Genomic DNA, 22,063 nt, shown 5'->3' with positions numbered 1-22,063 from the left:
CGGTGACGACCGAGCCGGAGGATCCCTGGCGCGGTGACGTGGCGGCGGGGGTAGCTGCCTGGATCCGCTCGGTCGCCCCGGAGGCCGAGGTACTCCCGCCGGACCCCGTGGCCCTCGGCCCCGAGGCCGACCAGGAGGCAGTGGCGCGCAAGATCCTGCTCGACCAGCTGACCGGCCAGGCGCGCTCGCGCCAGGAGCTCAGCGACAAGCTGGCCAAGAAGAACGTCCCCACCGACGTGGCGGAGCGCCTCCTGAACCGCTTCGAGGAGGTCGGCCTGGTCAACGACCGGACCTTCGCCCGGGCGTGGGTCGAGAGCCGGCAGCCGGGCAAGGGGCTCGCCCGGCGGGCGCTCGCCCAGGAGCTGCGACGCAAGGGCATCGACGACGAGCTGGCCCGTGAGGCCCTCGACGAGATCGATCCTGCCGACGAGGAGGCCGCGGCTCGGGCGCTGGTGCGCAAGAAGCTGCGCTCGGTCGCCGGCCTGGAGCCGGACAAGGCGACCCGTCGTCTCGCCGGGATGCTGGCCCGGAAGGGCTATCCCGCGGGGCTGGCCTTCGCGGTGATCCGCGACGAGCTGCGCGCGGACCTCGACGTACCTGATCTCTAGGCCTGATCTCTAGGCCTGTTCTCTGGGCCCGACCTGTAGGCCCGGCACCGGCCGTGGGCCATGATGTCCGCATGAGCGACGAGCGCGAGGTCCTGACTTACGAGATGTTCGGGGCGGCGGCGCGCGACCTGGCGCAGACGGTGGTGGACGACGACTACGAGCCGGATCTCGTCCTGTCGATCGCCCGGGGCGGACTTGGGCTGGGGATGGCTCTCGGCTACGCCCTGGACGTCAAGAACCTCTCCGCGGTCAACGTGGAGTTCTACACCGGCGTCGACCAGAGGCTGGAGATGCCGGTGATGCTGCCCCCGACACCGCAGGCGGTGGACCTCTCGGGGGCCAAGGTGCTGATCGCCGACGACGTGGCCGACACCGGGAAGACGCTGGAGCTGGTGCGCGCCTACTGCGCCGACCACGTCGCCGACGTCCGGATGGCCGTGATCTATGAGAAGTCGCGCTCGATCGTGAAGCCGGACTACGTCTGGCGCCGTACCGACCGGTGGATCGACTTCCCGTGGTCGTGCCTGCCCCCCGTGCGAAAGGGCTTCTGACATGCGCTCGGCACACCTTCGCCTCCCACCCGGCCCGGTCACCCTCGCCGATCTGCCCACCAACGCGGCCCCCGGTTTCGCGGGTGACAAGACGGAGGGCAAGCAGGCGCTGAGGGACCTGGGCCCCGGTCTTGCCGACATGCAGGAGCAGCTCTTCGCGCGGCGCACGACCGACTCCCAGCGGCGGGTCCTGCTGGTGCTGCAGGGGATGGACACCTCCGGCAAGGGCGGGGTCGTGCGCAAGGCGATCGGCCTGGTGGACCCGCAGGGCGTGCGGATCACGTCGTTCAAGGCCCCGACCGAGGAGGAGCGGGCGCAGGACTTCCTGGTCCGGATCCGCCAGGCGGTGCCGGAGCCGGGCTACATCGGCGTCTTCGACCGCTCCCACTACGAGGACGTCCTCATCGCCCGCGTGCGAGGGCTCGCCGACCCGGCGGAGATCGAGCGGCGCTACGAGGCGATCAACGAGTTCGAGGCCGACCTCACCGACCGCGGGGTGAGCATCGTGAAGTGCATGCTGCACGTCTCTGCTGGTGAACAGCACAAGCGTCTGCTCGCCCGTCTCGACGACCCCACGAAGCACTGGAAGTTCCACCCGGGCGACATCGACGAGCGTCAGCTGTGGCCCGACTACCAGCGCGCCTACGAGATCGCCCTGGAGCGGACCAACACCGAGCAGGCCCCGTGGCACGTGATCCCCAGCGACAAGAAGTGGTATCGCAACCTCGCCGTCGCCTCCCTCCTGCACGAGGTCCTGTCGGGCATGGATCTGGACTGGCCGGCGGCGGACTTCGACGTCAAGGAGCAGCGAGCACGGCTCGAGGCCGAAGAAGGGCTGGCATGATCCCGACCGTCTCGGTCATCCGCTACGTCACGCCGTTGCGTGAGGGCGGAAGCCTGCCGGGCATCGTCGAGGCCGATGACCTGGGCACCTACGTGTGCAAGTTCCGCGGGGCCGGTCAGGGGCTGCGCGTGCTGGTCGCCGAGGTCGTCGCGGCCGGTCTCGCGCGGCGCATCGGTCTGCGCACCCCCCGGCTGGTGGCGCTGCAGCTCGACGCCGACATCGCCCGCTATGAGGCCGACGAGGAGGTCCAGGACCTCATCAACGCCAGCCTCGGACTCAACCTGGGTGTCGACTTCCTCCCCGGTGCCTTCGGCTTCGACGGGGATCTCCACACCGGTGACGGCGTGGCGGCGAAGGTGCTCTGGCTCGACGCGTTCTGCGCCAACGTCGACCGGAGCTGGCGCAACCCCAACCTGCTGATGTGGCACGGCGACCTGTGGGTGATCGACCACGGTGCGTCGCTGTACTTCCACCACGCGTGGTCGGGCGGGATCACCGACCCGGCGCGCTTCGCTCGACAGCCCTGGGACGTGTCCGACCACGTCCTGGGGGCGCACGTGCCTCGGCTGAAGGAGGCGGACGCGGAGATCTCGGCCCTGCTCGGGGAGGAGGCCTTCGTCGAGGTGCTCGAGGAGGTTCCGGACGAGTGGCTGGAAGCGGTGCCTGGGGCCGAGACCCCTGCGGCGGTGCGTGCTGCCTACGTGAAGTTTCTGACGGCTCGCTTCGCCACCCGAGACTGGCTGCCCACCGCTCAGGACGACGCCGCCGGGGGAGGAGCCTCATGACCAAGCTGGCCTACCAGTACGTCGTGCTCCGCGCGGTGCCCCGCGCCGACCGCGAGGAGTTCCTCAACGTGGGCGTGGTCGTCTACTGCCAGGCGGCCGAGATCCTGGGCATGGCCTCGCACGTCGACCCCGACCGGCTGCGAGCCCTCGGCCCCGCGCTCGACGTCCGCAGCGTCCGCGCGGCGCTCGACTTCGTCGACGGCGTCTGCTCCGGGGACTCACGAGGCGGTGCGGCAGCCACCCGCCCGATCGGCACCCGCTTCGGCTTCCTCAAGGCGCCCAAGAGCACGGTGCTCCAGCCGGGCCCGGTGCACAGCGGCCTCACCGAGGATCCGGCCGCCGAGCTCACCCGCCTCCTGGACTGCCTGGTCCGCTAACCCAGGCACCCCCACACCCCCCCGCCGAGTCGGCGCAATTCCACCGCCGAGTCGGCGCATCTTCACCGTCGAGTCGGCGCATCTTCACCGCTCCGCGACGTACACCCATGCCGCCGGTCGTGTGCCCAGGGGCGCGCGATAGCGCGTTCTCAGGCACACGACCCGGGCGTGCGGGGCGGGGTCAGACGGGGACGAGCTCCACGGCGCCCACGGCGTAGCGGGCCAGGATGGTGCGGGCGAGCTCCGGGTGGGCGCCCAACGGGGCGGAGACGGCGACGGCTCCGGCCTCGAAGGCCAGCTCCGACGCCCGGTCGGGCAGGAAGCCCGGGGCGAGGAACAGCGAGGCGACAGCGATGTGGCGACGGCCCTCGGCGCGGAACTGCCGGACCGCCTCGCCGGTGGCCGGCGGCGCGGCCGAGGCGAAGGCCGCAGTCACCGGCAGCTTGTGGTGTGCGCCCCAGACCCGGGCGAGCCGGGCCACGGCCTGGTTGGCCAGCGGGTCGCTCGAGCCGGCGGCCGCCAGCACGAGGGCATCGAGCTCGCGCACCCGGGCCTCGCTGAGCGCGGCGCGCAGTCGGATGTCGAGGACCTCGAGGAAGGACTTCTCCAGGCCGAGGATGTCGCTCGCCCGGATCCGCAGACCCTCGTGGCGGGCGGTGGCCTCGGCGATGGCCGCGGGGACGTCGACCTTCGCGTGGTAGGCGTCGTTGAGCAGCAGCGGGACCACGACGATCTCGTCGAAGCCGGCCTTCACCAGGCGATCGACCACGGTCGAGAACGACGGCCGGGACAGCTCGAGGAAGGCGGCCTCGATCCGCAGGTCGGGGCGCATCTTGCGAACCTCGCCGATCAGCGCGTTGATCGTTGCTGCGGAGCGGGGGTCGCGGCTCCCGTGAGCCAGGGCCACCAGGGCGGGTGCGGCCATCAGAGCGGTCTCCCATCGGGGGTGGAGGCGAAGCGGCTGACGACGTTGTCAGCCAGATTGGTGTCAGCCAGGGGGTGAGGCAGTCCGGGGGTCCTCATGTGTGGATTCCGCACTCGGTCTTGTTGGTGCCTGCCCAGCGCCCGCTGCGCGGGTCCTCGCCGGGAGCCACGCGTCGCGTGCACGGCCAGCATCCGATCGACGGGTAGCCGTCGTAGACGAGCGGGTTGACCAGCACGCCGTTGTCGGCGATGTAGCGCTCGACCTGCTCGTCGCTCCAGCGTGCCAGCGGCGAGACCTTGACCTTGCCCTTCTTGGCGTCCCAGCCGATCACCGGGGCGAGGACGCGGTTGTGCGTCTCCGCACGGCGCATGCCGGTGGCCCACGAGTCGTAGTCGGCCAGCGAGTCCGCGAGCGGCTTCACCTTGCGCAGCGCGCAGCACAGGTCGGGGTCGGTGCGGAAGAGGTCCTTGCCGTACGTCGCGTCCTGCTCCGCGACGCTCAGCTCGGGCCGGATCGTCACGAGGTTGACCGGCAGCGTGGCCTCGACGGCGTCGCGGGTGCCGATGGTCTCGACGAAGTGATAGCCGGTGTCGAGGAAGACGACGTCGACGCCGGGCGCCACCTTCGAGGCGAGATGGGCCAGGACGGCGTCGCCCATCGACGAGGTCACGCAGAACCGATCGCCGAACGTGGCGACGGCCCACTCGATGATGTCCTCCGCCGGGGCGAGCTCGAGCTCGGCACCGACGTGCGACACGAGCTCGCGCAGCTCCTCGGGCGAGCGCCCCTCGGTGTGGGTGCCGCGACGGTTGCGGGCGGCGATGGTGCTCGCGGCGGTCATGAGGGCACCTCCCGGTGCTCGTCGCGACGCAGCAGCCCGATCATCTTGAGGGAGAAGGCGCGCATGCAGGCGCGGCACTCCCAGGTGCCGTGCGGTGACGACACCTCGCCGGTCTCGGAGATCGCCTCATGGGGACGCAGGTCCTCGTCGCCGCAGAACGGGCAGTAGAACGGGACGGCGCGCGCGCTCATCTCACACCACCTCGAGGGCCTTCTCGCCGCGCAGGAGCACCTCGTCCGCCCGGGTCACCCAGCGGGCGAAGGACTCGCCGGGCTCACGGTCGGAGAGGAACGCCGTCACGACGTTGGTGATGTAGTCGTCGAGCTGCGCGCTGGTCACCTTGTGGGCGCGCAGCTTGCGGCCGAAGGTTGCGTGCAGGCCGAGGGCGCCGCCGAGGTGGACCTGGAAGCCCTCGACCTGGCGGCCGTCGGCGTCCATCACCAGCTGGCCCTTGAGACCGATGTCGGCGACCTGGGTCCGGGCGCAGGCGTTGGGGCAGCCGTTGACGTTGACCGTGATCGGGGTGTCCAGCTCGGGGAAGCGCTGCTCGAGCTCGGCGACGAGCGCGCGGGCGCGCTCCTTGGTGTCGACGATCGCGAGCTTGCAGAACTCCAGCCCGGTGCAGGCCATCGTGTTCTGGCGCCAGTTGGACGGTGTCGCGGTGAGCCCGATCGTCTCGAGGTCGGCGGTGAGCCCGGGCACGTCGTCGGCGTCGACGCCGAGCACCACGAGCTTCTGGTACGCCGTGAGTCGGGCGCCGAGCGCGCCGTACCGCTCGACGACGTCGGCCAGCGCGCTGAGCGTGGTGCCGCTGATCCGGCCGGCGACCGGCGCCGCCCCGACGTAGAACTTGCCGTCCTTCTGCTCGTGGACGCCGATGTGGTCGCCCTGGCGCTCGGGGATGGCGGGGGAGGGGCAGTCGACGAGGGCGCGGTGGAGGTACTCGGTCTCGAGGACCTCGCGGAACTTCTCGATGCCCCAGTCGGCGACGAGGAACTTCAAGCGGGCACGCGAGCGCAGCCGCCGGTAGCCGTAGTCGCGGAAGATCGACGCGACGCCCTCCCAGGCGTCGGCGACCTCCTCGAGCGGGATCCACACGCCAAGACGCTGGGCGAGCATCGGGTTGGTGGACAGCCCGCCGCCGACCCAGAGGTCGAAGCCCGGTCCGTGCTCGGGGTGGACGGTGCCGACGAACGACACGTCGTTGGCCTCGGGCGCCACGTCGTGGCTGGGGTGGCCGGTGACCGCGGTCTTGAACTTGCGCGGCAGGTTCGAGAAGGCCGGGTTGCCGATGAAGCGGCGCTTGATCTCGGCCAGCGCGGGGGAGCCGTCGATGATCTCGTCCTTGGCGAAGCCGGCGAGCGGCGAGCCGAGGAAGGGGCGCGGGGAGTCGCCGCACGCCTCCTGCGAGTCGAGGCCGACGCCCTCGAGGCGCTCCCAGATCGCCGGGACGTCCTCGATGCGGATCCAGTGGTACTGGATGTTCTGGCGGTCGGTGATGTCCGCGGTGTCGCGGGCGTAGGTCGTGGAGACCTCGCCGAGTGCACGGAGCTGCTCGGGCCCGAGGATCTTGCCGTCGGAGCGCACCCGCATCATGAAGAACTCGGCGTCGAGCTCCGCCGGGTCGACCGTCGCGGTCTTGCCGCCGTCGAAGCCCTCGGCGCGCTGGGTGTAGAGGCCCCACCAGCGCATCCGGCCGCGCAGGTCGTTGGGGTCGATCGAGGCGAAGCCCCGCTTGGAGTAGATGGCCTCGATACGACCGCGCACGTTGAGCGCGTCGTCGTCCTTCTTGAACTGCTCGTTGGCATTGAGCGGCTCTCGGTAGCCGAGGGCCCACTGCCCCTCGCCGCGCTTGGGGCGCGGGCGGGGCGTGCGTGCTGCGGGGGCCTGATCGTTCACGAGACGGTTCCTAACGCGTAGCGGAGACGCGCGATGCGCTGGGCCGACGCCGCGACGGTGAGGTCGTCGGGTTGGCCTGCGACCGGCGCCCGGGGGTCTGAAGGTTCACAGTCGGGCGTCCGTCGTCCAGCGGTGGGCGACGGAGGTCAGCAGGGCCAACACATGGAGCTGCGCGTACGCCCGTAGTCCACGTGGCGTCGAACCACGAGGTACGTGTGCGTTGCGGAGCTGATCATGGGGACGAGTCTCAGGGAGCGGACGGCCGAACCACAACCAACAATCTCGTGTGGTGAGACGGCTGTCCGCATTCTGGACAACTGGCGGCCGATCCCGGGGGCTTCGCAGGCCTGATGAGATGCACGTCACTGCCGCGCCGGACCCGCGGAGTGGAACGAGGAGGCCGTCCGCGGGCGGAATCACAGGCTGGGTCACTAGGCTGAGGGGCATGACGGATGCCCAGATCAGCAGTGTGTACACGCAGGCCCTCGAGGTCATCGCCTCGGTCGAGCCCCGGATCGCGGAGGCCACCCGCAAGGAGCTGGAGGACCAGCGCGGATCGCTCAAGCTGATCGCGTCGGAGAACTACGCGTCCCCGGCGACCCTGCTGACGATGGGCACCTGGCTCAGCGACAAGTACGCAGAGGGCACCGTCGGACACCGCTTCTACGCCGCCTGCCAGAACGTCGACACCGTCGAGTCGCTCGCCGCCGAGCACGCCCGCGAGCTCTTCGGCGCGCCGTACGCCTATGCGCAGCCGCACTCGGGCATCGACGCCAACCTCGTCGCCTTCTGGTCGATCCTCGCCCACCGCATCGAGAGCCCCGCGCTGGAGCGGCTCCAGGCCAAGAACGTCAGTGAGCTGAGCGAGGCGGACTGGGAGAAGCTGCGCCACGAGCTCGGCAACCAGCGCCTGCTCGGGATGTCGCTGGACGCCGGCGGCCACCTGACCCACGGCTTCCGCCCCAACATCAGCGGCAAGATGTTCCACCAGCAGCAGTACGGCACCGACCCGGTGACCGGGCTGCTCGACTACGACGCGCTGCGGGCGAAGGCCAAGGAGTTCAAGCCGCTGATCCTCGTCGCCGGCTACTCCGCCTACCCGCGCCGGGTGAACTTCGCCAAGATGCGCGAGATCGCCGACGAGGTCGGCGCCACGCTGATGGTCGACATGGCCCACTTCGCCGGCCTGGTCGCCGGCAAGGTCTTCACCGGCGACGAGAACCCGATCCCCTTCGGTCACGTCACCACCACCACGACCCACAAGTCGCTGCGCGGCCCGCGCGGCGGTCTCGTGCTCGCGCAGGAGGAGTACGCCGCGTCGGTCGACCGCGGCTGCCCGATGGTGCTCGGCGGCCCCCTCTCGCACGTGATGGCCGCCAAGGCCGTGGCGCTGGCCGAGGCCCGTCGCCCGGAGTTCCAGACCTATGCGCAGAACGTCGCGGACAACGCGCAGACGCTCGCCGAGGGCTTCCTCAAGCGCGGCGCCCGCCTGGTCACCGGCGGCACCGACAACCACCTCGTGCTCCTCGACGTGACGTCGTTCGGGCTCACCGGCCGCCAGGCCGAGTCGGCGCTGCTCGACGCCGGCGTGGTCACCAACCGCAACTCCATCCCGGCCGACCCCAACGGCGCGTGGTACACCTCCGGCATCCGCTTCGGCACGCCCGCCCTCACCACTCGTGGCTTCGGCGCCGAGGAGTTCGACCGGGTCGCGGACCTCGTCGTCGAGGTGCTGAGCAACACCCAGCCCGGCACCACCAAGGCGGGCGGGCCGTCGAAGGCGTCGTACACGCTGGCGGACGGGGTCGCCGTCAGGGTCAAGGACGCCTCGGCCGAGATGCTCGACAAGCACCCGCTCTACCCGGGGCTCGTGCTCGGCTGAGCACTCCGCAGCCATAGTCCGCTCGCCCGGGGTCGTGCCAGACTGCCCCGGGTGAGCGAGCACCTCGACGTCGTCATCATCGGAGCCGGCCTCTCCGGCATCGGCGCGGCCTCCCACCTGGTGGACGCGTTCCCCGGGCGCAGCTATGCGGTCCTCGAGGCGCGTGAGCGCATCGGGGGGACGTGGGACCTGTTCCGCTATCCGGGCGTGCGATCGGACTCCGACATGCTCACGCTCGGCTACCACTTCAAGCCGTGGCTCGGCGGCAAGGTGCTCGCAGACGGGGACTCGATCCGCGACTACGTCACCGAGGCGGCCCATGAGCGCGGCATCGACCGGCACATCCGCTTCGGTCACCGGGTCACCCGGGCGGAGTGGTCGAGCGAGGACGCGCGGTGGACGCTCACGGTCGAGCACGACGGCGAGACGCGTGAGCTGACGGCCGGACTGGTGTGGGCCTGTACCGGCTACTACCGCTACGACCAGGGGCACGCGCCGGTCTTCCCCGGGGTCGAGCGGTACGACGGGCAGGTGGTGCACCCGCAGGCCTGGCCCGAGGACCTCGACTACACCGGCAAGCGGGTCGTGGTGATCGGCAGCGGTGCGACGGCGGTGACGCTGGTGCCGGCGATGGCGCGCGACGCCGCCCACGTGACCATGCTGCAGCGCTCCCCGACGTACATCATCTCGCTGCCGTCGCGGGACCGGACCGGCGCGTTGCTCCGGCGCGTGCTGCCCGGCCGCGCGGCGTACGCGGTGAGTCGGTGGAAGAACGTGCTGCGCGCGATGGTCTCCTACGAGCTGAGCCGGCTGCGGCCCGCCACGGCGAGGAGACTGCTGCGGCGGATGACCGCGTCGCAGCTGCCCGAGGACTACCCGGTCGACGTGCACTTCAGCCCGAGCTACGACCCCTGGGACCAGCGGCTGTGCGTCGTGCCGGACGGCGATCTCTTCCGGGCGCTGCGCAGCGGAGACGCGGAGATCGTCACCGACACGATCGAGACGTTCACCGAGCTGGGGATCCGGCTGTCCTCGGGCCAGGAGCTCGAGGCCGACCTCGTGGTCAGCGCGACCGGGATCGAGGTGGCGCTCTTCCACGGCATGGAGCTGGTGGTCGACGGCGAGAAGGTGGACCTAGCCGACACCATGGCCTACCGCGCGATGCTGCTCAGCGACGTGCCCAACTTCGTGTTCGTCTTCGGCTACACCAACGCGTCGTGGACCCTGAAGGCCGACCTCGTCTCGCAGTACGTCGTGCGTCTGCTGCAGCACATGGACCGCGTCGGCGCGCGGTCGTTCGTCGTACGGCGGGATCCGGCGGTGCGCGCGCAGCCGTTCACCGACTTCCAGGCCGGCTACATCCAGCGGGTGATGGACCAGCTGCCGAAGCAGGGCGACCGCGCGCCGTGGAACCTGACGATGAACTACGTGCGCGACCGCAGGACGCTGGCCCGGCCGGTGGACGACGGGAACGTCGAGTTCCGCTGAGGGCGACGGAGCGGTTGCCGTTTGGTCCCCAACGGCATCGAAAAGGCGCCGGGGCACGTCGTTTCTGCCCAATCGCCATGCCGTACAGCGCAGTCGCTACCGGCCGCGGGCCCCGGGAGCCGCACCCACGGTCGCCTCGGCGTACCAGGCGGTGGCCCGGACCGTGAAGGGCTTCGCGGGCAGCAGCCCGGCCATCCGCGTTGCGAGCGCGTCGCGCCGGTCCGGGGCCAGCGACGCGACGTAGTCGCCGGCCGGGCCGACCCCGAGCGTGAACGGCTCCCACCACTCCTCGAAGCTGCCCACCTCGATCTCCACCGTCAGCCGGTCACCGAGGGGAGCAGGGAGCCCGGCGTCGGCGAACAGACGGACCAGGTCCCCCTCCCGGGTGCCGGGACGGTCGCCCTCGCCGAGTGCGGCGGGGTCCAGGTCGCGCACCGCCTGCCAGAACAGCGCCAACGGCCCGGAGCCGCCGTCGTGGTCCCAGACGCAGGCGGCGACCGTGCCGCCGGGTCGGGTCACCCGCGCCATCTCGTGGAGGCCGGCGACCGGGTCGCTCATGAACTGCACGACCAGTTGGGCTGCCGTGAGGTCGAACGAGTCGTCGGCGAAGGGGAGCTCCTCCGCCACCGCGGACACGACCGCGACGTCGCGGTGTCGCTGACGCGCGGCGGCGACGAAGGACGCCGAGGGATCGACGGCCGTGACCGCGGCCGCGCCCAGCCACTCGGTCAGCACCGACGTCATCGCCCCTGGTCCGCAGCCGACATCGAGAGCACGCTGGCCCGGGCGCACCCCGGCACGCCCCACGAAGAGCGCCGCGAGGGGCTCCGAGAAGCGCCCCATGAAGCGGTTGTAGGCGTCGGCCGCCACGGTGAACGACATCCGTCCACGCTACCCGCGCTCGCGTCGTACTGCGATGATCGCCGGCGTGACGGGGAAGCCGATCGACCTGGGCGACGTCTCCCTCGCCTGGCACGGCGGGGGAGAGCTGGGCGATGCGGCGCTGGCCGAGCACGTACGGCGCGCGCTCGGCGCCGGTGTCGTCCGCACCGGCCGCCTCTGTCCCCGCTGCGGCTCCGGCGACCACGGTCGGCCCTGGGCTCGGCTGGCCGAGCGGCCCGTGGAGGTGAGTCTCTCGCGCGCCGACGGTCACCTCGTCACTGCGATCAGCCACGACGGGCCCGTCGGGGTCGACGTCGAGTCCATCGCTGACGTCGCCGAACACTGGGACGCGGCCATGGTGCTGGCCCCGGGGGAGGAGGCCGACACAGACCTCGAGCGTGCGCGGGTCTGGACTCGCAAGGAGGCAGTCCTCAAGGCGTACGGCGTGGGCCTGGCGCGGCCGATGACCGATCTGGTGCTGGCCGACTTCCCCGGCCGGATCGCTGACGTCGATGCGCCGGACGGCTTCGTCGCCGCGCTCGCACTCCTTGCCGCGCGGAGCTGACCCGGGCATCCTGACCGGGTGCGGACGCAGACGGGGCGTGACGAGCAGACGGTCGCGATCGCGGTGGCCATCGCGCTATGTCTGCTGGTGCTGGCCGTCGGCGGCGTCCTGCTCTGGGCCGGCCACTTTGTCCTTGGCTGGGACGAGGGAGCTACGGAGACGATCGCCACCCCGCTCTTCGTGGTCGCAGTAGGCGTGCCGGTCGGCTATCTGCTGCGGCAGCGGAGACGCTGACAGGGGAGCGCCCCCGACGACCCTCGCTGGTCGAGCAGGTCGCGCATCCCGTTCGCTGGTCGAGCAGGTCGCGCATCCCGATCGTTGGTCGAGCAGGTTGCGCATCCCGTTCGTTGGTCGAGCAGGTTGCGCAGCAACCGACGTCGAGACCCCACCCGTAGACACGCCGAAGCCCCCGCCGGATGCTGCCTACGACGGGGTCCGGGGCGATGCAGCTATTCGTCGGGCGGAGGTACGGCGCGGGCCCGGTCGCGGGTCACGTCGAGCGTCCCGGTGTGGTCACGCAGGTACTGATAGCCCTGGGGACTCGTCCACAAGAACGTGCCCGGGTCGATGACGGTGTAGGACCACGGCGAGTGCGTCTTGTGACGATGATGCCGCCGACACAACGGCGCGATATTGCACGAGCACGTAGCTCCACCGGCCGAGTGTTCTCGAACGTGGTCACAGTCCGCTCGATGCCCGTCAGGTTTGAGCTTGCGGGCTGGTCGGGTGCACCACGGGAACACGCAGGTGTGGTTGATCAGCGCGACTCGTTCGACGAGCCGGTCGGGGACTTCGTAGGCGTTGACGTGGACGTGGTCCTCGAGATCGATCACCGGCTTCACGGTGACCTGCGCGTCCGGGGTGGCGCACCAGCCGCGGACCTGGTCGACCGAGACGAAGGAGCGGGAGTTCTCCACCCGCGCGAGGTGCACGCGGCCGCCATCCAGGTGGCGGGTGCGCAGGGCGTCGTGGGAGAGGTGGACGTAGAGCACCACCTGACGCGGACGACGCGCTGTCCCGCGCGTGGGGGCCGCACTGTCGGAGGTCGTAGAGGATGAGCGCGGTTGATCGGGAGGAGGGGGTGAGTCGGATCCACCGCGCTGACCCGGTGTCGCATCGCTGTCAGTGGTGGTGGGCTCGTCCTCTTGGGTGTTGAGGTCGAACGCGAGCTGCTGGCGGGCCAGGTCCGCGACCGCCTTCGCCCGACGCGCACCGAGCGAATCCTCCGAGCCCAGGACACGCTGGGCCTCCGCACCCGCTGCCACAGCGGCGTCGAGGTCCATCGCATCGGCAATATCCAGCTCACCTCGGATCTGCATGGTGCCGTCGTAGGAGACCTGGTCGGTGTCGACCTCGAAGCAGCGGCCGTCAGCCGCGGCACGGCGGCGCTGCTCGGCGTCCTCGGGCTGGAACCGGACCCGGGCCTCCTCGATCAACCGATCCAGCGCCGCGACACCGATCTTGTGCGCCACCGCGGCGACGTGACGGTCCACGAACGCCGCACCCTCGGGCACCAGGCTCATCGTGGCGTCCGCGATGCGGCGAGCCTTCCACGCCACCAGATCACCGGAGCAGACCCGCGCCCACACCTTGGGGAGGCGATACCTGAGCTCGACGGCCTGGCCGACGTAACGATTGCCGGCGTCGGTGGAGAGTCCGACGGCGAGAGCGAACTCGGTGATCGCGAACTCCGCCACCAAAGGTGCACCCTCGCCGGCGATGGGCAGGCCACGGTCGTCGTACCCGTCGTGGGCCAGTGCTGCGTCGATGAGAGAGTCGACCGAGTGCATCGCGGCCCAGTCGACGGCGGCCTGCAGCTGCTCCGCCTCCGCACGATCAGCCATCGCGCGACGGACGCGCGCGACCTCCAGCACCGCGGCGGCGGTGTCGGGGGTGGCTGTCTGGGGCATGGAAATAGTCAAGCAGGGGGCGCCGACAGTGCCCCCGCTCAGAAGCGGGGCGACGCGCTGACTGTGGAGAACTTTTTCGCGACGGGGGTCTCGACGTCGGTTGCTGCGCAACCTGCTCGACCAACGAGCGGCGCTGCGCAACCTGCTCGACCAGCGAGCGGCGCTGCGCAACCTGCTCGACCAGCGAGCGGGGCTGCGCAACCTGCTCGACCAGCGAGCGGCGCTGCGCAACCTGCTCGACCAACGAGGCCGGCGAGGGCTGCTCCTAGTCCTCCACGACCGGCAGCTCGGGAAGCTCCACCTCATAGACCCACGCATCGAACAGCCCCACGAGCGGCCTCCCCGTCACCTGTTCGCAGTGGGCGACGAAGTCGTCGGTGGTGACCGATTGGCCGCGGTGCTCGGCGACCCAGGACCGAAGCACGTCGAAGAACTGCGCGGAGCCGATCTCGGCGCGCAGGGCGTGGAGGGTGAGGGCGCCGCGCTTGTAGACGCGGTCGTCGAACATCAGCTCCGGGCCGGGGTCGGCGAGGACGAGGTCCGCATCGGCCTTGGCGAGCTTGGCGTGGTGGTGGGCGGCGCGATCCTGGGTCGACTCCGCCCCGGACTCCTGCGACCAGAGCCACTCGGCATAGCAGGCGAAGCCTTCGTGGAGCCAGATGTCCTGCCAGCGGCGCAGGGTGACGGCGTTGCCGAACCACTGGTGCGAGAGCTCGTGGGCGACGAGCCGGATCGAGTCCCAGTCGTCGGTGCAGAAGTTGCGGCCGAAGGTCGACAGCGCCTGGGACTCCAGGGGGATCTCGAGGTCGTCGTCGGTGATCACGGTGGTGTAGCCGGTGAAGGGATAGGGCCCGAAGCGGTCCTCGAAGAACGCCATCATCTCCGGCTGCCGACCGAACGCCGCGTCGAAGCCCTCACCTGCGACATCAGCGGGCGCCACCACGCGCAGCGGCACCGACGAGGACTGCTCGAACACGGTGTACTGCCCGATCTGGCAGGTGGCGAGGTACGACGCCATGGGGGAGCGCTGCTCGTAGGTCCAGGTCGTCGACGCGCCCCGGCGCACCTGGTCGAGCAGCTCCCCGCTCATCGCGACGTAGTAGTCGGCCGGCGCCACCACGCTGAAGCGGTAGGTCGCCTTGTCGTCGGGCCGGTCGTTGCAGGGGAACCACGTGGCGGCGCCGTGGGGCTGCGCGGCGACGATGACGCCGTCGGTCAGCTCCTCCCAGCCGGCGTCGCCGAGCTCGCGGGTGGAGACGGGGCCGGGCTTGCCGGAGTACTTCACCCGCACCTCGAAGTGCGTCCCCGGCTCGACCGGTGCCCGCAGCACGACGGCGAGCCGCCCGGCCCGATGGGTGTAGCGCGTCGGCGGCTTCCCGTCGACGAGCACCTTGTCGACGCGCAGCCCGTGCAGGTCCAGCTCGAGGCGGACCAGCGTCTCGGGGGCCACGCAGCGCAGCGTCGCCTGCCCCTCGAGCCGGTTGCCCGCCGGCGTGTAGGCCAGGTCGAGGTCGTAGTGCTCCACGTCGTACGACGCGTCTCCGTGCCCGGGGACGTAGGGGTCGGTGCCGCTCACGAGCTCTCCTCTTCCCACGGCCCGATCGGGTTGCCGATCCACCGGGTCCGGGTGGGGACGGACTCCCCACGCATGACGAGCGAGACCGGGCCGACTGTCGCGTGGCGCCCGATCGCCGCGGCGGGAAGGATAACGCTGTTCGGCCCCAGGGTCGCACCCGCGTGTAGCACCACCTTGTCCATCGCGAGGACGCGGTCGTGGAAGAGGTGGGTCTGCACCACACAGCCGTGGTTGACGGTGGCGCCGTCGTGGAGCTCTACGAGGTCGGTCTCCGGCAGCCAGTAGGTGTCGCACCACACGCCGTTCCCGATCCGCGCGCCCAGCAGGCGCAGCCACACGTTGAGCGCGACCGTGCCGCGGGTGACCGACGCCCACCACGGCGCCCCGAGCACCTCGGTGAACGTGTCGGCCAGCTCGTTGCGCCACACGAATCCCGACCACAGCGGGTGCTCCTCGGCGCGGTGCCGCCCGACCAGCAGCCACTTGGCCGCCACGGTCAGCAGCGCTGCCACGAGTCCGCCGCCGAGCAGCACCGGGCCACCCAGCGCCACGGCCAGGACAGGCGACGAGAGCAGCCCCAGCAGCACGGCTCCGACACCGACGTGCAGGCCCACGCCCAGCACCAGCGGCATGACCCGACCGGTCTCCACCAGCGCGCGATAGACGTGCAGGCGCGTGGGCGGGTCATAGGTGCGACTCGAGTCCGTCGCCTCGGAGGTACGGCGAAGCCTGGTCGGCGGGCTGCCCATCCAGGAGGAGCCGGCCTTCGCGTCCGAGCGGCGCGGAGCCGCGGACAGCACGGCCACCAGCGACGCCTTCGGCACCTTGCGTCCGGCGGCCGCCATCCCGGAGTTGCCGATGAACGCCCGCTTGCCGATCTTGACGTGCTCGACGCGGATCCAGCCGCCGCCGAGCTCGTAGCAGCCCAGCAGCGTGTCGTCGGCGAGGAACGCGTGGTCGTTGACGGTCGCGAACTTCGGCAGCAGCAGCACGGTCGATGCCTCGACCCCCTTGCCGATCCGGGCGCCCAGGAGCCGCAGCCAGATCGGGGTCAGCGCGCCTGAGTAGAGCGGGAACAGCCAGGTCCGGGCGTCGTCGAGCACCCGGAACGTGCCCCAGATCCGCACGCCCACGCCCGAGCGCACGGGGTGGTGGCCGGCGGTCATCCCCAGCGCCAGCAGGCGGACGAGCCCGAGCACCAGCAGCCCGAGCACGCCGTACCCGACCAGCACGGCCAGGGGCAGCCACATCGCGCCCGTCCGGATCGCCTCGCCGAGCGAGGCCGTGTCGTGCACGAACGGCAGCAGCACGAGAGCCCCGGCGAGCACGCCCACCCCGGGCAGCGCCGCGACGAGGAAGGCCATCAGCGCGTAGGCGCCCACCCAGAGCCGTCCCTGCGGCGGGGGCTGCGTGCTCCACGGGCCTCGTGCCTTGGCGGCGACCTGCTCGGCGGGGGAGCCGGACCAGTACTCGGCGGCCGGCACCTCGCCCATCACCAGCGAGCCCGGCGCCACCTCCGCCTCGCGACCGACCACGGCACCGGGGGCCAGGGTGCTCCGCGCGCCGATCCGGGCCCGCGCGCCGATCCGGATAGGGCCGACGTGCACGACGTCGCCGTCGACCCAGGAGCCGGTCAGGTCGACCTCCGGCTCGATCGCCGCGCCCTTGCCGACACTGAGCAGCCCGGTCACCGGCGGCAGCGTGTGCAGGTCCGCCCCCTCGCCGACCTTCGCCCCGAGCAGCCGCGCGTAGTAGGGGATCCACGCCGCCCCCGCGAGGCTCGTCGCGGCGAGCTCGTCCTGGATCCGCGCGGCCGTCCACAGCCGCAGGTGCACCTTGCCGCCGCGCGGGTGCCGGCCCGGCTCCACGCCGCGCAGCACGAGCCGGATCAGTCCGGCGGCCAGCGTCATCCGGCCGGGTGGGACCAGGAAGAACCAGCTGGTGAGGATCAGCACCCACAGCGGGTACGACGCGAGCCAGGGCAGCGCGCCGGAAAGCGCCGTCGAGGCGAGCATCAGCCACGACAGCCACCGGGCCGCCGCGAGCGAGCGCAGCGGGAGCAGCAGCGCCAGCTGACCGATCTGGGTCTTCACCGGGATCGGTGCCACCTTGCGGTCCGACGCGACGAACGTGCCGGCCAGCTCCTCCAGCGCACCCGCCAAGGTCGCGACCCGAGGGTGGGCGTAGAGGTCGCCGACCGCCACCTCGGGATAGCGCTCACGCAGCCGCCCCACCACCTGGGCCGCGGTCAGCGAGCCGCCCCCGAAGTCGAAGAAGTCGTCGCTCGGCGACGTCACCTGGGCCCCGAGCACGTCGTTCCAGATCTCGGCGATCCATGCCTGCGTGCCGCTCAGCGGCGCCGGGGCCCGGTCGGGCCCCGACGGCAGCGACGCCGGCAGCGGCCACGGCAGCGCGTCGCGATCGACCTTGCCGGAGGTGCGGGTCGGCAGGTGGCCGACGACGGCGAGCCGCGGGACCAGCGCGGCGGGCATCCGCTCGCGCAGCAGCTCCAGGGCGGTGGCGGGGTCGTAGTCGTGGGTGACGTCGAGATACCCCACGAGCAGCTTGTTGCCGGACTTCGTGGTCCGCACGGCGGCGGCCGCGGCGATGACGCCGGGCAGCCGCGAGAGCTGACCGTCGACCTCGCCGAGCTCGATGCGGCGCCCGCCGAGCTTGATCTGGTCGTCGGCCCGGCCGGCGAAGACCAGTCCCTCGGGGTCGTTGCGCACCACGTCGCCGGAGCGGTAGGCGCGCTCCCAGCCCAGGGCCGGCAGGGGGGCGTACATCTCCGCGTCCTTCGCCGGGTCGAGGTAGCGCGCCAGCCCGACGCCGCCGATGATCAGCTCGCCGCTCTCGCCCTCGGCGACCGGCCGACCCTCGGTGTCGACGACGGCCAGGTCCCAGCCGTCCAGCGGCAGCCCGATCCGGACCGGGTCGCTGCCGTCGAGGATCGTGCCGCAGGCGACGACGGTGGCCTCGGTGGGGCCGTAGGTGTTCCAGACCTCGCGCCCCGGGCTCTGCAGCCGGGCGGCCAGCTCGGCGGGGCAGGCCTCGCCGCCCATGATCAGCAGCCGGATCGCCGCCAGCGACGACGTCGGCCACAGCGAGACCAGCGTCGGCACGGTGGAGACGATGGTGATGTCGTTGGCGAGCAGCCACGGCCCCACGTCGACGCCCGAGCGCACCAGCGAGCGGGGCGCGGGCACCAGGCACGCGCCGTACGTCCACGCCAGCCACATCTCCTCGCAGCTCGCGTCGAAGGCGACCGACAGTCCGGCCATCACCCGGTCGTCGGGTCCGATGGGGGCGTCCTGGAGGAACATCCGCGACTCGGCGTCCACGAAGGCCGCCGCGTTGCGGTGGGAGACCGCGACGCCCTTCGGCGTGCCCGTCGAGCCGGAGGTGAAGATGACCCACGCGTCGTCCTCGGGGCGGGGGAGCACGTCGCCCTCGCCCTCGGCGGGAGTACGGCGAGCGGCCGCGTCCCGCCCAGCGACCGGGCGCCGGGCGATCTCCAGGTCGTTGCCCACCACCGCGACCGCCCGCGCCTCGTCGAAGACCACCCGCGCCCGCTCGTCGGGGTCGTCGGCGTCGACGGGGACGTAGGCGGCGCCGGCGGTCAGCACGCCGAGGATCGCGACGTAGAGGTCGGTGGTGCCGGACTTGACCCGCACGCCCACCTTGTCTCCGCGGCGCACGCCGGCCTCGAGCAGGCGCCCGGCCAGCTCGCGGGTGGTCTCGGCGAGCTCGGCATAGGTGAGCACGTCGACGCCGCTGTCGACGGCAAGCGCGTCCGGGTGGGCCTCGACGGTCTCGGTGAAGATGTCGAGCAGCGTGCGGGGCGCGGGGGCCCGGTCCGAACGCGTCAGGGCAGGCAGCAGCGCGGACACGGTCACGAGCGGGGAGTCTGGACGACCCAGGTGAACAGCGGGTGTCCTCTCACCCCAGACCGGCATCCAGCGTCGGCATCGCCCGGTCCATGATCGCGCGCAGGCCCCCGGTGGTGAGCGTGCCGAACGTGCCGTTCCACGTCGTGCCGAGCCGCGAGGAGCAGAACGCGTCGGCGACCTCGGGCGGGGCGAAGCGGACCAGCAGCGAGCCTTGCAGACAGGCCGCCATCTGCCCGGCCAGCCGACGGGCGGCCACCTCGAGCCCGGCCGCGTCGCCGAGCAGCGCGAGGGTGTCGTCGACGGCGCGGTCCAGCCGGGCGTCGGCGCCGCGGGCGAGCCCGACCTCGGTGATCCAGGCGTCCAGGGCCTCCGGCTCGCGGGTGATCGCGCGCAGCACGTCGAGGGCGTTGACGTTGCCCGACCCCTCCCACACCGAGTTCAGCGGCGACTCGCGGAACAGCAGCGGCAGCCCCGACTCCTCGACGTACCCGTTGCCGCCCAGGCACTCCAGCGCCTCGGCCACCATCGCCGGGGTGCGCTTGCACACCCAGAACTTCGCCAGCGGCAGCGCGATCCGTCGGAACGCCGCCTCCTGCGGGTCGGCGAGGTTGTCGACGGCCGTCGCGAGCCGGATCGCCAGCGCGGTCGCCGCCTCGGACTCCACGGCCAGGTCGGCCACGACGTTCTGCATCAGCGGCTTGTCGACGAGCAGCGAGCCGAACGCCGAGCGGTGCGCGACGTGCCAGGACGCCTCGGCCAGCGCCTTGCGCATCAGCGACGCCGAGCCCAGCACGCAGTCGAGCCGGGTGGCGGCGACCATCTCGATGATCGTGCGGACACCGCGCCCCTCGTCGCCGAGGCGGACCGCGAGGGTGCCGTCGAACTCGAGCTCGCTCGAGGCGTTGGAGCGGTTGCCGAGCTTGTCCTTGAGCCGGACCACGTCGAGCTGGTTGCGGGTGCCGTCGGGCAGCACCCGGGGCACGACGAAGCATGTGACGCCGCCCTCGGCCTGCGCGAGCACCAGGAACACGTCGTTCATCGGGGCGGAGGTGAACCACTTGTGCCCGTGCAGCGTGTACTCCCCGTCCACCGACGTACGGCGCGCGAGCGTGACGTTGGCGCGGACGTCGGAGCCGCCCTGCTTCTCGGTCATCCCCATGCCGGCCAGCGCCCCGCGCTTCTCCGCCGGGGTGCGCACGCCCGGGTCGTACGACGTGGCGGCGAGCAGCGGCGACCACTCCTTGGCGAGCGCGTCGTCGGCTCGCAGCGCCGGCACCGCGGCGTACGTCATCGAGATCGGGCAGCCGTGGCCCGGCTCGGTCTGCGACCAGGCGAAGAAGCCGGCCGCGCGGCGCACGTGGGCGTGGGGGGAGTCCGACTCCCAGGGGGCGGCCTGCAGACCGTGGCCGACGGCGCGCTCCATCAGCCAGTGCCAGGACGGGTGGAACTCCACCTCGTCGACCCGGTTGCCGTAGCGGTCGTAGGGGACGAGGCGCGGGTGGTGCTCGTTGGCGAGCATGCCGTGCTCGCGCGCCTCGGCGGTGCCGGCCTCGGCGCCGAGCCCGACGAGGTCGTCGACCACCTCGCTCGAGGCGTGGCGGACCACCGCCTCGGTCAGTGCGACGTCGGAGGTGACGACGTTGTGACCGGCGAGAAGAGGAACCTGGTTGGTGACCGTGCGGATGTCGGCCCGGCTGTCGGTGCGCATGTGGATACCGTAGGCCGCATGCGGATCACGGGGGAGCAGGTGCGCCGGATCCGCGATCAGCTCTGGCGTGTCGTTGTGGCGACGGTCGGCTCGTGCATGCGCTACCGGGTGACCGGGCTCGCGGCCGAGGCGGCGTTCTTCGCGGTGCTGTCGATGCCGCCGCTGATCTTCGCGCTCGCGGGGGCGATCGGCTACGTGTTCTCGGGCTTCGCCGCGGAGCGGGTGACCGAGACCGAGGTCGCCCTGATCAACCTGTCCCAGCAGGCGTTCACCGACAAGGCAGTGGTGGAGATCATCGCGCCGACGATCAGGGAGGTGCTGCAGCCCGGACGCTACGACGTGATCTCGATCGGCTTCGTGCTGGCCCTGTGGTCGGGCTCGCGGGCGCTCAACGTGTTCGTCGACACGATCACGATCATGCACGGGCTGGGTGGGCAGCGCGGGATCGTGAAGACCCGCGCGCTGTCCTTCGGCCTCTACGTGCTCGGGCTGGCGATCGGGATCGTCAGCCTGCCGCTGATGGTGGCCGGCCCCACGCTGGTGGGGAGATGGATCCCCGAGCGCTTCGACGCCCTCGAGGCGCTCTACTGGCCCGTGGTGCTGCTGCTCGGCATCTGCTTCCTGGCCACGCTCTACCACGTGTCGGTGCCGGTGCGGACGAACTGGTCGTTCAACCTCCCGGGCGCGACGTTCTCGCTGGTCGCGTGGATCCTCGGCTCCTACGCGCTGCGCTGGGTGCTGACGGTGACGGCGGCGGAGTCCGCGAGCATCTACGGCCCGTTGGCCGCCCCGATCGCGGTGCTGCTGTGGCTCTACCTCGTCTCGATCGCGGTGCTGATCGGGGCGGCCGTCAACGCGGCGTTCGACACCGTCTTCCCCCAGCTGACGACCACCCGGGCCCGCTCCGAGCTCGCTCAGCGGCTGAGGTCCCGGATGGGAACGCGTGAGGTGTCGTGACAGACTCTGCGCCGTGGCGAACGTGAATCTCCCTGCTCCGTTGATCGTGGCCGGAGGCGCTCTGTGCGTGCTCGCCGGCTATCTGATCGGTGTCGTGACCGGGCCCGACGCCGTGTCGCAGACGACCGGGACCGTCGAGTCGTTCAACCGCACCTCCAACGAGCTGTGCCTGTCCGGCGACGCCGTGGCCGAGGCGGACGGCGCCGACGACGGCAGGCTGTGCGGCATCTGGCGTCGCGACTCAGGCTCCACCACGCCCAGCGAGGGCGACAGCTTCCGTTTCGTGTCGGTGCAGACCCCTGAGGCGCCTGACGACGAGGACGACGACACCGACACCGGCCGGGTGTACATCTACGGCGACGTCGTCGACTAGGT

Annotated in this window: 20 protein-coding genes; 11 read left to right on the top strand and 9 right to left on the bottom strand. The window is 71.6% G+C overall.

Annotated features, from left to right (window positions below):
• Nucleotides 1-2 precede the first annotated feature (2 nt).
• From ACYU7L_RS16925 to ACYU7L_RS16905, 5 genes are all read left to right on the top strand, one after another.
• A complete protein-coding gene (locus ACYU7L_RS16925; RefSeq protein WP_460799045.1) occupies nucleotides 3-608 on the top strand; it encodes a regulatory protein RecX in 606 nt (201 codons plus the stop codon).
• A 71-nt stretch (nucleotides 609-679) separates the two neighbouring features.
• On the top strand, nucleotides 680-1,159 hold the full coding sequence (locus ACYU7L_RS16920) for a phosphoribosyltransferase (protein ID WP_460799043.1): 480 nt from the start codon (nucleotides 680-682) through the stop codon (nucleotides 1,157-1,159).
• Between the two features lies 1 nt (nucleotide 1,160).
• On the top strand, nucleotides 1,161-2,003 hold the full coding sequence (locus ACYU7L_RS16915; RefSeq protein ID WP_460799040.1) for a PPK2 family polyphosphate kinase: 843 nt from the start codon (nucleotides 1,161-1,163) through the stop codon (nucleotides 2,001-2,003).
• Nucleotides 2,000-2,788, top strand: a complete 789-nt coding sequence (locus ACYU7L_RS16910; protein WP_460799037.1) for a HipA family kinase — start codon at nucleotides 2,000-2,002, stop codon at nucleotides 2,786-2,788. Before ACYU7L_RS16915 ends, ACYU7L_RS16910 begins: the two co-directional genes overlap by 4 nt.
• Complete coding sequence (locus ACYU7L_RS16905) at nucleotides 2,785-3,165, top strand: DUF3037 domain-containing protein (protein WP_460799035.1); 381 nt, start codon at nucleotides 2,785-2,787, stop codon at nucleotides 3,163-3,165. The genes ACYU7L_RS16910 and ACYU7L_RS16905 overlap by 4 nt, the downstream gene beginning before the upstream one ends.
• A gap of 181 nt (nucleotides 3,166-3,346) precedes the next feature.
• Here ACYU7L_RS16905 and ACYU7L_RS16900 read toward each other — a convergent pair whose 3' ends face one another.
• From ACYU7L_RS16900 to ACYU7L_RS16885, 4 genes are all read right to left on the bottom strand, one after another.
• Complete coding sequence (locus ACYU7L_RS16900; protein WP_460799033.1) at nucleotides 3,347-4,090, bottom strand: sirohydrochlorin chelatase; 744 nt, start codon at nucleotides 4,088-4,090, stop codon at nucleotides 3,347-3,349.
• A gap of 94 nt (nucleotides 4,091-4,184) precedes the next feature.
• Nucleotides 4,185-4,931: a phosphoadenylyl-sulfate reductase gene (locus ACYU7L_RS16895; RefSeq protein WP_460799031.1), complete on the bottom strand. Its 747-nt coding sequence runs from the start codon at nucleotides 4,929-4,931 to the stop codon at nucleotides 4,185-4,187.
• Nucleotides 4,928-5,122 (bottom strand): hypothetical protein, encoded by a 195-nt coding sequence (locus ACYU7L_RS16890; RefSeq protein WP_460799029.1) that lies wholly within the window; start codon nucleotides 5,120-5,122, stop codon nucleotides 4,928-4,930. The genes ACYU7L_RS16895 and ACYU7L_RS16890 overlap by 4 nt, the downstream gene beginning before the upstream one ends.
• 1 nt (nucleotide 5,123) lies before the next feature.
• Nucleotides 5,124-6,830: a nitrite/sulfite reductase gene (locus ACYU7L_RS16885; protein ID WP_460799026.1), complete on the bottom strand. Its 1,707-nt coding sequence runs from the start codon at nucleotides 6,828-6,830 to the stop codon at nucleotides 5,124-5,126.
• A 445-nt stretch (nucleotides 6,831-7,275) separates the two neighbouring features.
• Between ACYU7L_RS16885 and ACYU7L_RS16880 the strand changes: the two genes are divergently transcribed.
• Together ACYU7L_RS16880 and ACYU7L_RS16875 are read left to right on the top strand one after the other, a co-directional pair.
• The gene (locus tag ACYU7L_RS16880; protein WP_460799024.1) at nucleotides 7,276-8,712 is read left to right on the top strand and encodes a glycine hydroxymethyltransferase; all 1,437 of its coding nucleotides are present in this window, start codon (nucleotides 7,276-7,278) and stop codon (nucleotides 8,710-8,712) included.
• Nucleotides 8,713-8,763: 51 nt separating this feature from the next.
• Nucleotides 8,764-10,200 carry a flavin-containing monooxygenase gene (locus ACYU7L_RS16875; protein ID WP_460799022.1) on the top strand — a complete coding sequence of 479 codons (1,437 nt, stop codon included), beginning with the start codon at nucleotides 8,764-8,766 and terminating at the stop codon, nucleotides 10,198-10,200.
• Nucleotides 10,201-10,296: 96 nt separating this feature from the next.
• Here the strand turns inward: ACYU7L_RS16875 and ACYU7L_RS16870 are convergent, their stop codons facing one another.
• Nucleotides 10,297-11,082: a class I SAM-dependent methyltransferase gene (locus ACYU7L_RS16870; protein WP_460799019.1), complete on the bottom strand. Its 786-nt coding sequence runs from the start codon at nucleotides 11,080-11,082 to the stop codon at nucleotides 10,297-10,299.
• A gap of 46 nt (nucleotides 11,083-11,128) precedes the next feature.
• Between ACYU7L_RS16870 and ACYU7L_RS16865 the strand changes: the two genes are divergently transcribed.
• Entirely contained in the window at nucleotides 11,129-11,647 is a 519-nt protein-coding gene (locus tag ACYU7L_RS16865) for a 4'-phosphopantetheinyl transferase family protein (protein ID WP_460799016.1), read from the top strand.
• Nucleotides 11,648-11,665: 18 nt separating this feature from the next.
• Complete coding sequence (locus ACYU7L_RS16860; protein WP_460799014.1) at nucleotides 11,666-11,881, top strand: hypothetical protein; 216 nt, start codon at nucleotides 11,666-11,668, stop codon at nucleotides 11,879-11,881.
• A 215-nt stretch (nucleotides 11,882-12,096) separates the two neighbouring features.
• Here the strand turns inward: ACYU7L_RS16860 and ACYU7L_RS16855 are convergent, their stop codons facing one another.
• The 4 genes from ACYU7L_RS16855 to ACYU7L_RS16840 all read right to left on the bottom strand — a co-directional run bounded on the left by ACYU7L_RS16855 (nucleotide 12,097) and on the right by ACYU7L_RS16840 (nucleotide 20,731).
• A complete protein-coding gene (locus tag ACYU7L_RS16855) occupies nucleotides 12,097-13,557 on the bottom strand; it encodes an HNH endonuclease signature motif containing protein (RefSeq protein ID WP_460799012.1) in 1,461 nt (486 codons plus the stop codon).
• Nucleotides 13,558-13,822: 265 nt separating this feature from the next.
• Nucleotides 13,823-15,133: a M1 family metallopeptidase gene (locus ACYU7L_RS16850; RefSeq protein WP_460799009.1), complete on the bottom strand. Its 1,311-nt coding sequence runs from the start codon at nucleotides 15,131-15,133 to the stop codon at nucleotides 13,823-13,825.
• Nucleotides 15,130-19,029 (bottom strand): Pls/PosA family non-ribosomal peptide synthetase, encoded by a 3,900-nt coding sequence (locus ACYU7L_RS16845; protein ID WP_460799006.1) that lies wholly within the window; start codon nucleotides 19,027-19,029, stop codon nucleotides 15,130-15,132. Before ACYU7L_RS16845 ends, ACYU7L_RS16850 begins: the two co-directional genes overlap by 4 nt.
• Nucleotides 19,030-19,072: 43 nt before the next feature.
• The gene (locus ACYU7L_RS16840; protein WP_460799004.1) at nucleotides 19,073-20,731 is read right to left on the bottom strand and encodes an acyl-CoA dehydrogenase family protein; all 1,659 of its coding nucleotides are present in this window, start codon (nucleotides 20,729-20,731) and stop codon (nucleotides 19,073-19,075) included.
• A gap of 18 nt (nucleotides 20,732-20,749) precedes the next feature.
• Between ACYU7L_RS16840 and ACYU7L_RS16835 the strand changes: the two genes are divergently transcribed.
• Nucleotides 20,750-21,688, top strand: coding sequence for a YihY/virulence factor BrkB family protein (locus tag ACYU7L_RS16835; RefSeq protein ID WP_460799002.1), 939 nt, complete (start codon nucleotides 20,750-20,752; stop codon nucleotides 21,686-21,688).
• Between the two features lie 13 nt (nucleotides 21,689-21,701).
• Complete coding sequence (locus ACYU7L_RS16830) at nucleotides 21,702-22,061, top strand: hypothetical protein (protein ID WP_460799000.1); 360 nt, start codon at nucleotides 21,702-21,704, stop codon at nucleotides 22,059-22,061.
• Nucleotides 22,062-22,063: the final 2 nt, after the last annotated feature.

This window comes from Nocardioides pacificus (assembly GCF_054775955.1).
Note: the sequence above shows the minus strand (reverse complement) of the source record. Positions and strands in the feature narration are given on the sequence as shown.

Coding starts and splice junctions, on each gene's coding strand:
- ACYU7L_RS16905 (WP_460799035.1), top strand. CDS start 2,785: ATGACCAAGCTGGCCTACCAGTACGTCGTGCTCCGCGCGGTGCCCCGC.
- ACYU7L_RS16910 (WP_460799037.1), top strand. CDS start 2,000: ATGATCCCGACCGTCTCGGTCATCCGCTACGTCACGCCGTTGCGTGAG.
- ACYU7L_RS16890 (WP_460799029.1), bottom strand. CDS start 5,122: ATGAGCGCGCGCGCCGTCCCGTTCTACTGCCCGTTCTGCGGCGACGAG.
- ACYU7L_RS16855 (WP_460799012.1), bottom strand. CDS start 13,557: ATGCCCCAGACAGCCACCCCCGACACCGCCGCCGCGGTGCTGGAGGTC.
- ACYU7L_RS16835 (WP_460799002.1), top strand. CDS start 20,750: ATGCGGATCACGGGGGAGCAGGTGCGCCGGATCCGCGATCAGCTCTGG.
- ACYU7L_RS16915 (WP_460799040.1), top strand. CDS start 1,161: ATGCGCTCGGCACACCTTCGCCTCCCACCCGGCCCGGTCACCCTCGCC.
- ACYU7L_RS16920 (WP_460799043.1), top strand. CDS start 680: ATGAGCGACGAGCGCGAGGTCCTGACTTACGAGATGTTCGGGGCGGCG.
- ACYU7L_RS16895 (WP_460799031.1), bottom strand. CDS start 4,931: ATGACCGCCGCGAGCACCATCGCCGCCCGCAACCGTCGCGGCACCCAC.
- ACYU7L_RS16870 (WP_460799019.1), bottom strand. CDS start 11,082: ATGTCGTTCACCGTGGCGGCCGACGCCTACAACCGCTTCATGGGGCGC.
- ACYU7L_RS16880 (WP_460799024.1), top strand. CDS start 7,276: ATGACGGATGCCCAGATCAGCAGTGTGTACACGCAGGCCCTCGAGGTC.
- ACYU7L_RS16840 (WP_460799004.1), bottom strand. CDS start 20,731: ATGCGCACCGACAGCCGGGCCGACATCCGCACGGTCACCAACCAGGTT.
- ACYU7L_RS16900 (WP_460799033.1), bottom strand. CDS start 4,090: ATGGCCGCACCCGCCCTGGTGGCCCTGGCTCACGGGAGCCGCGACCCC.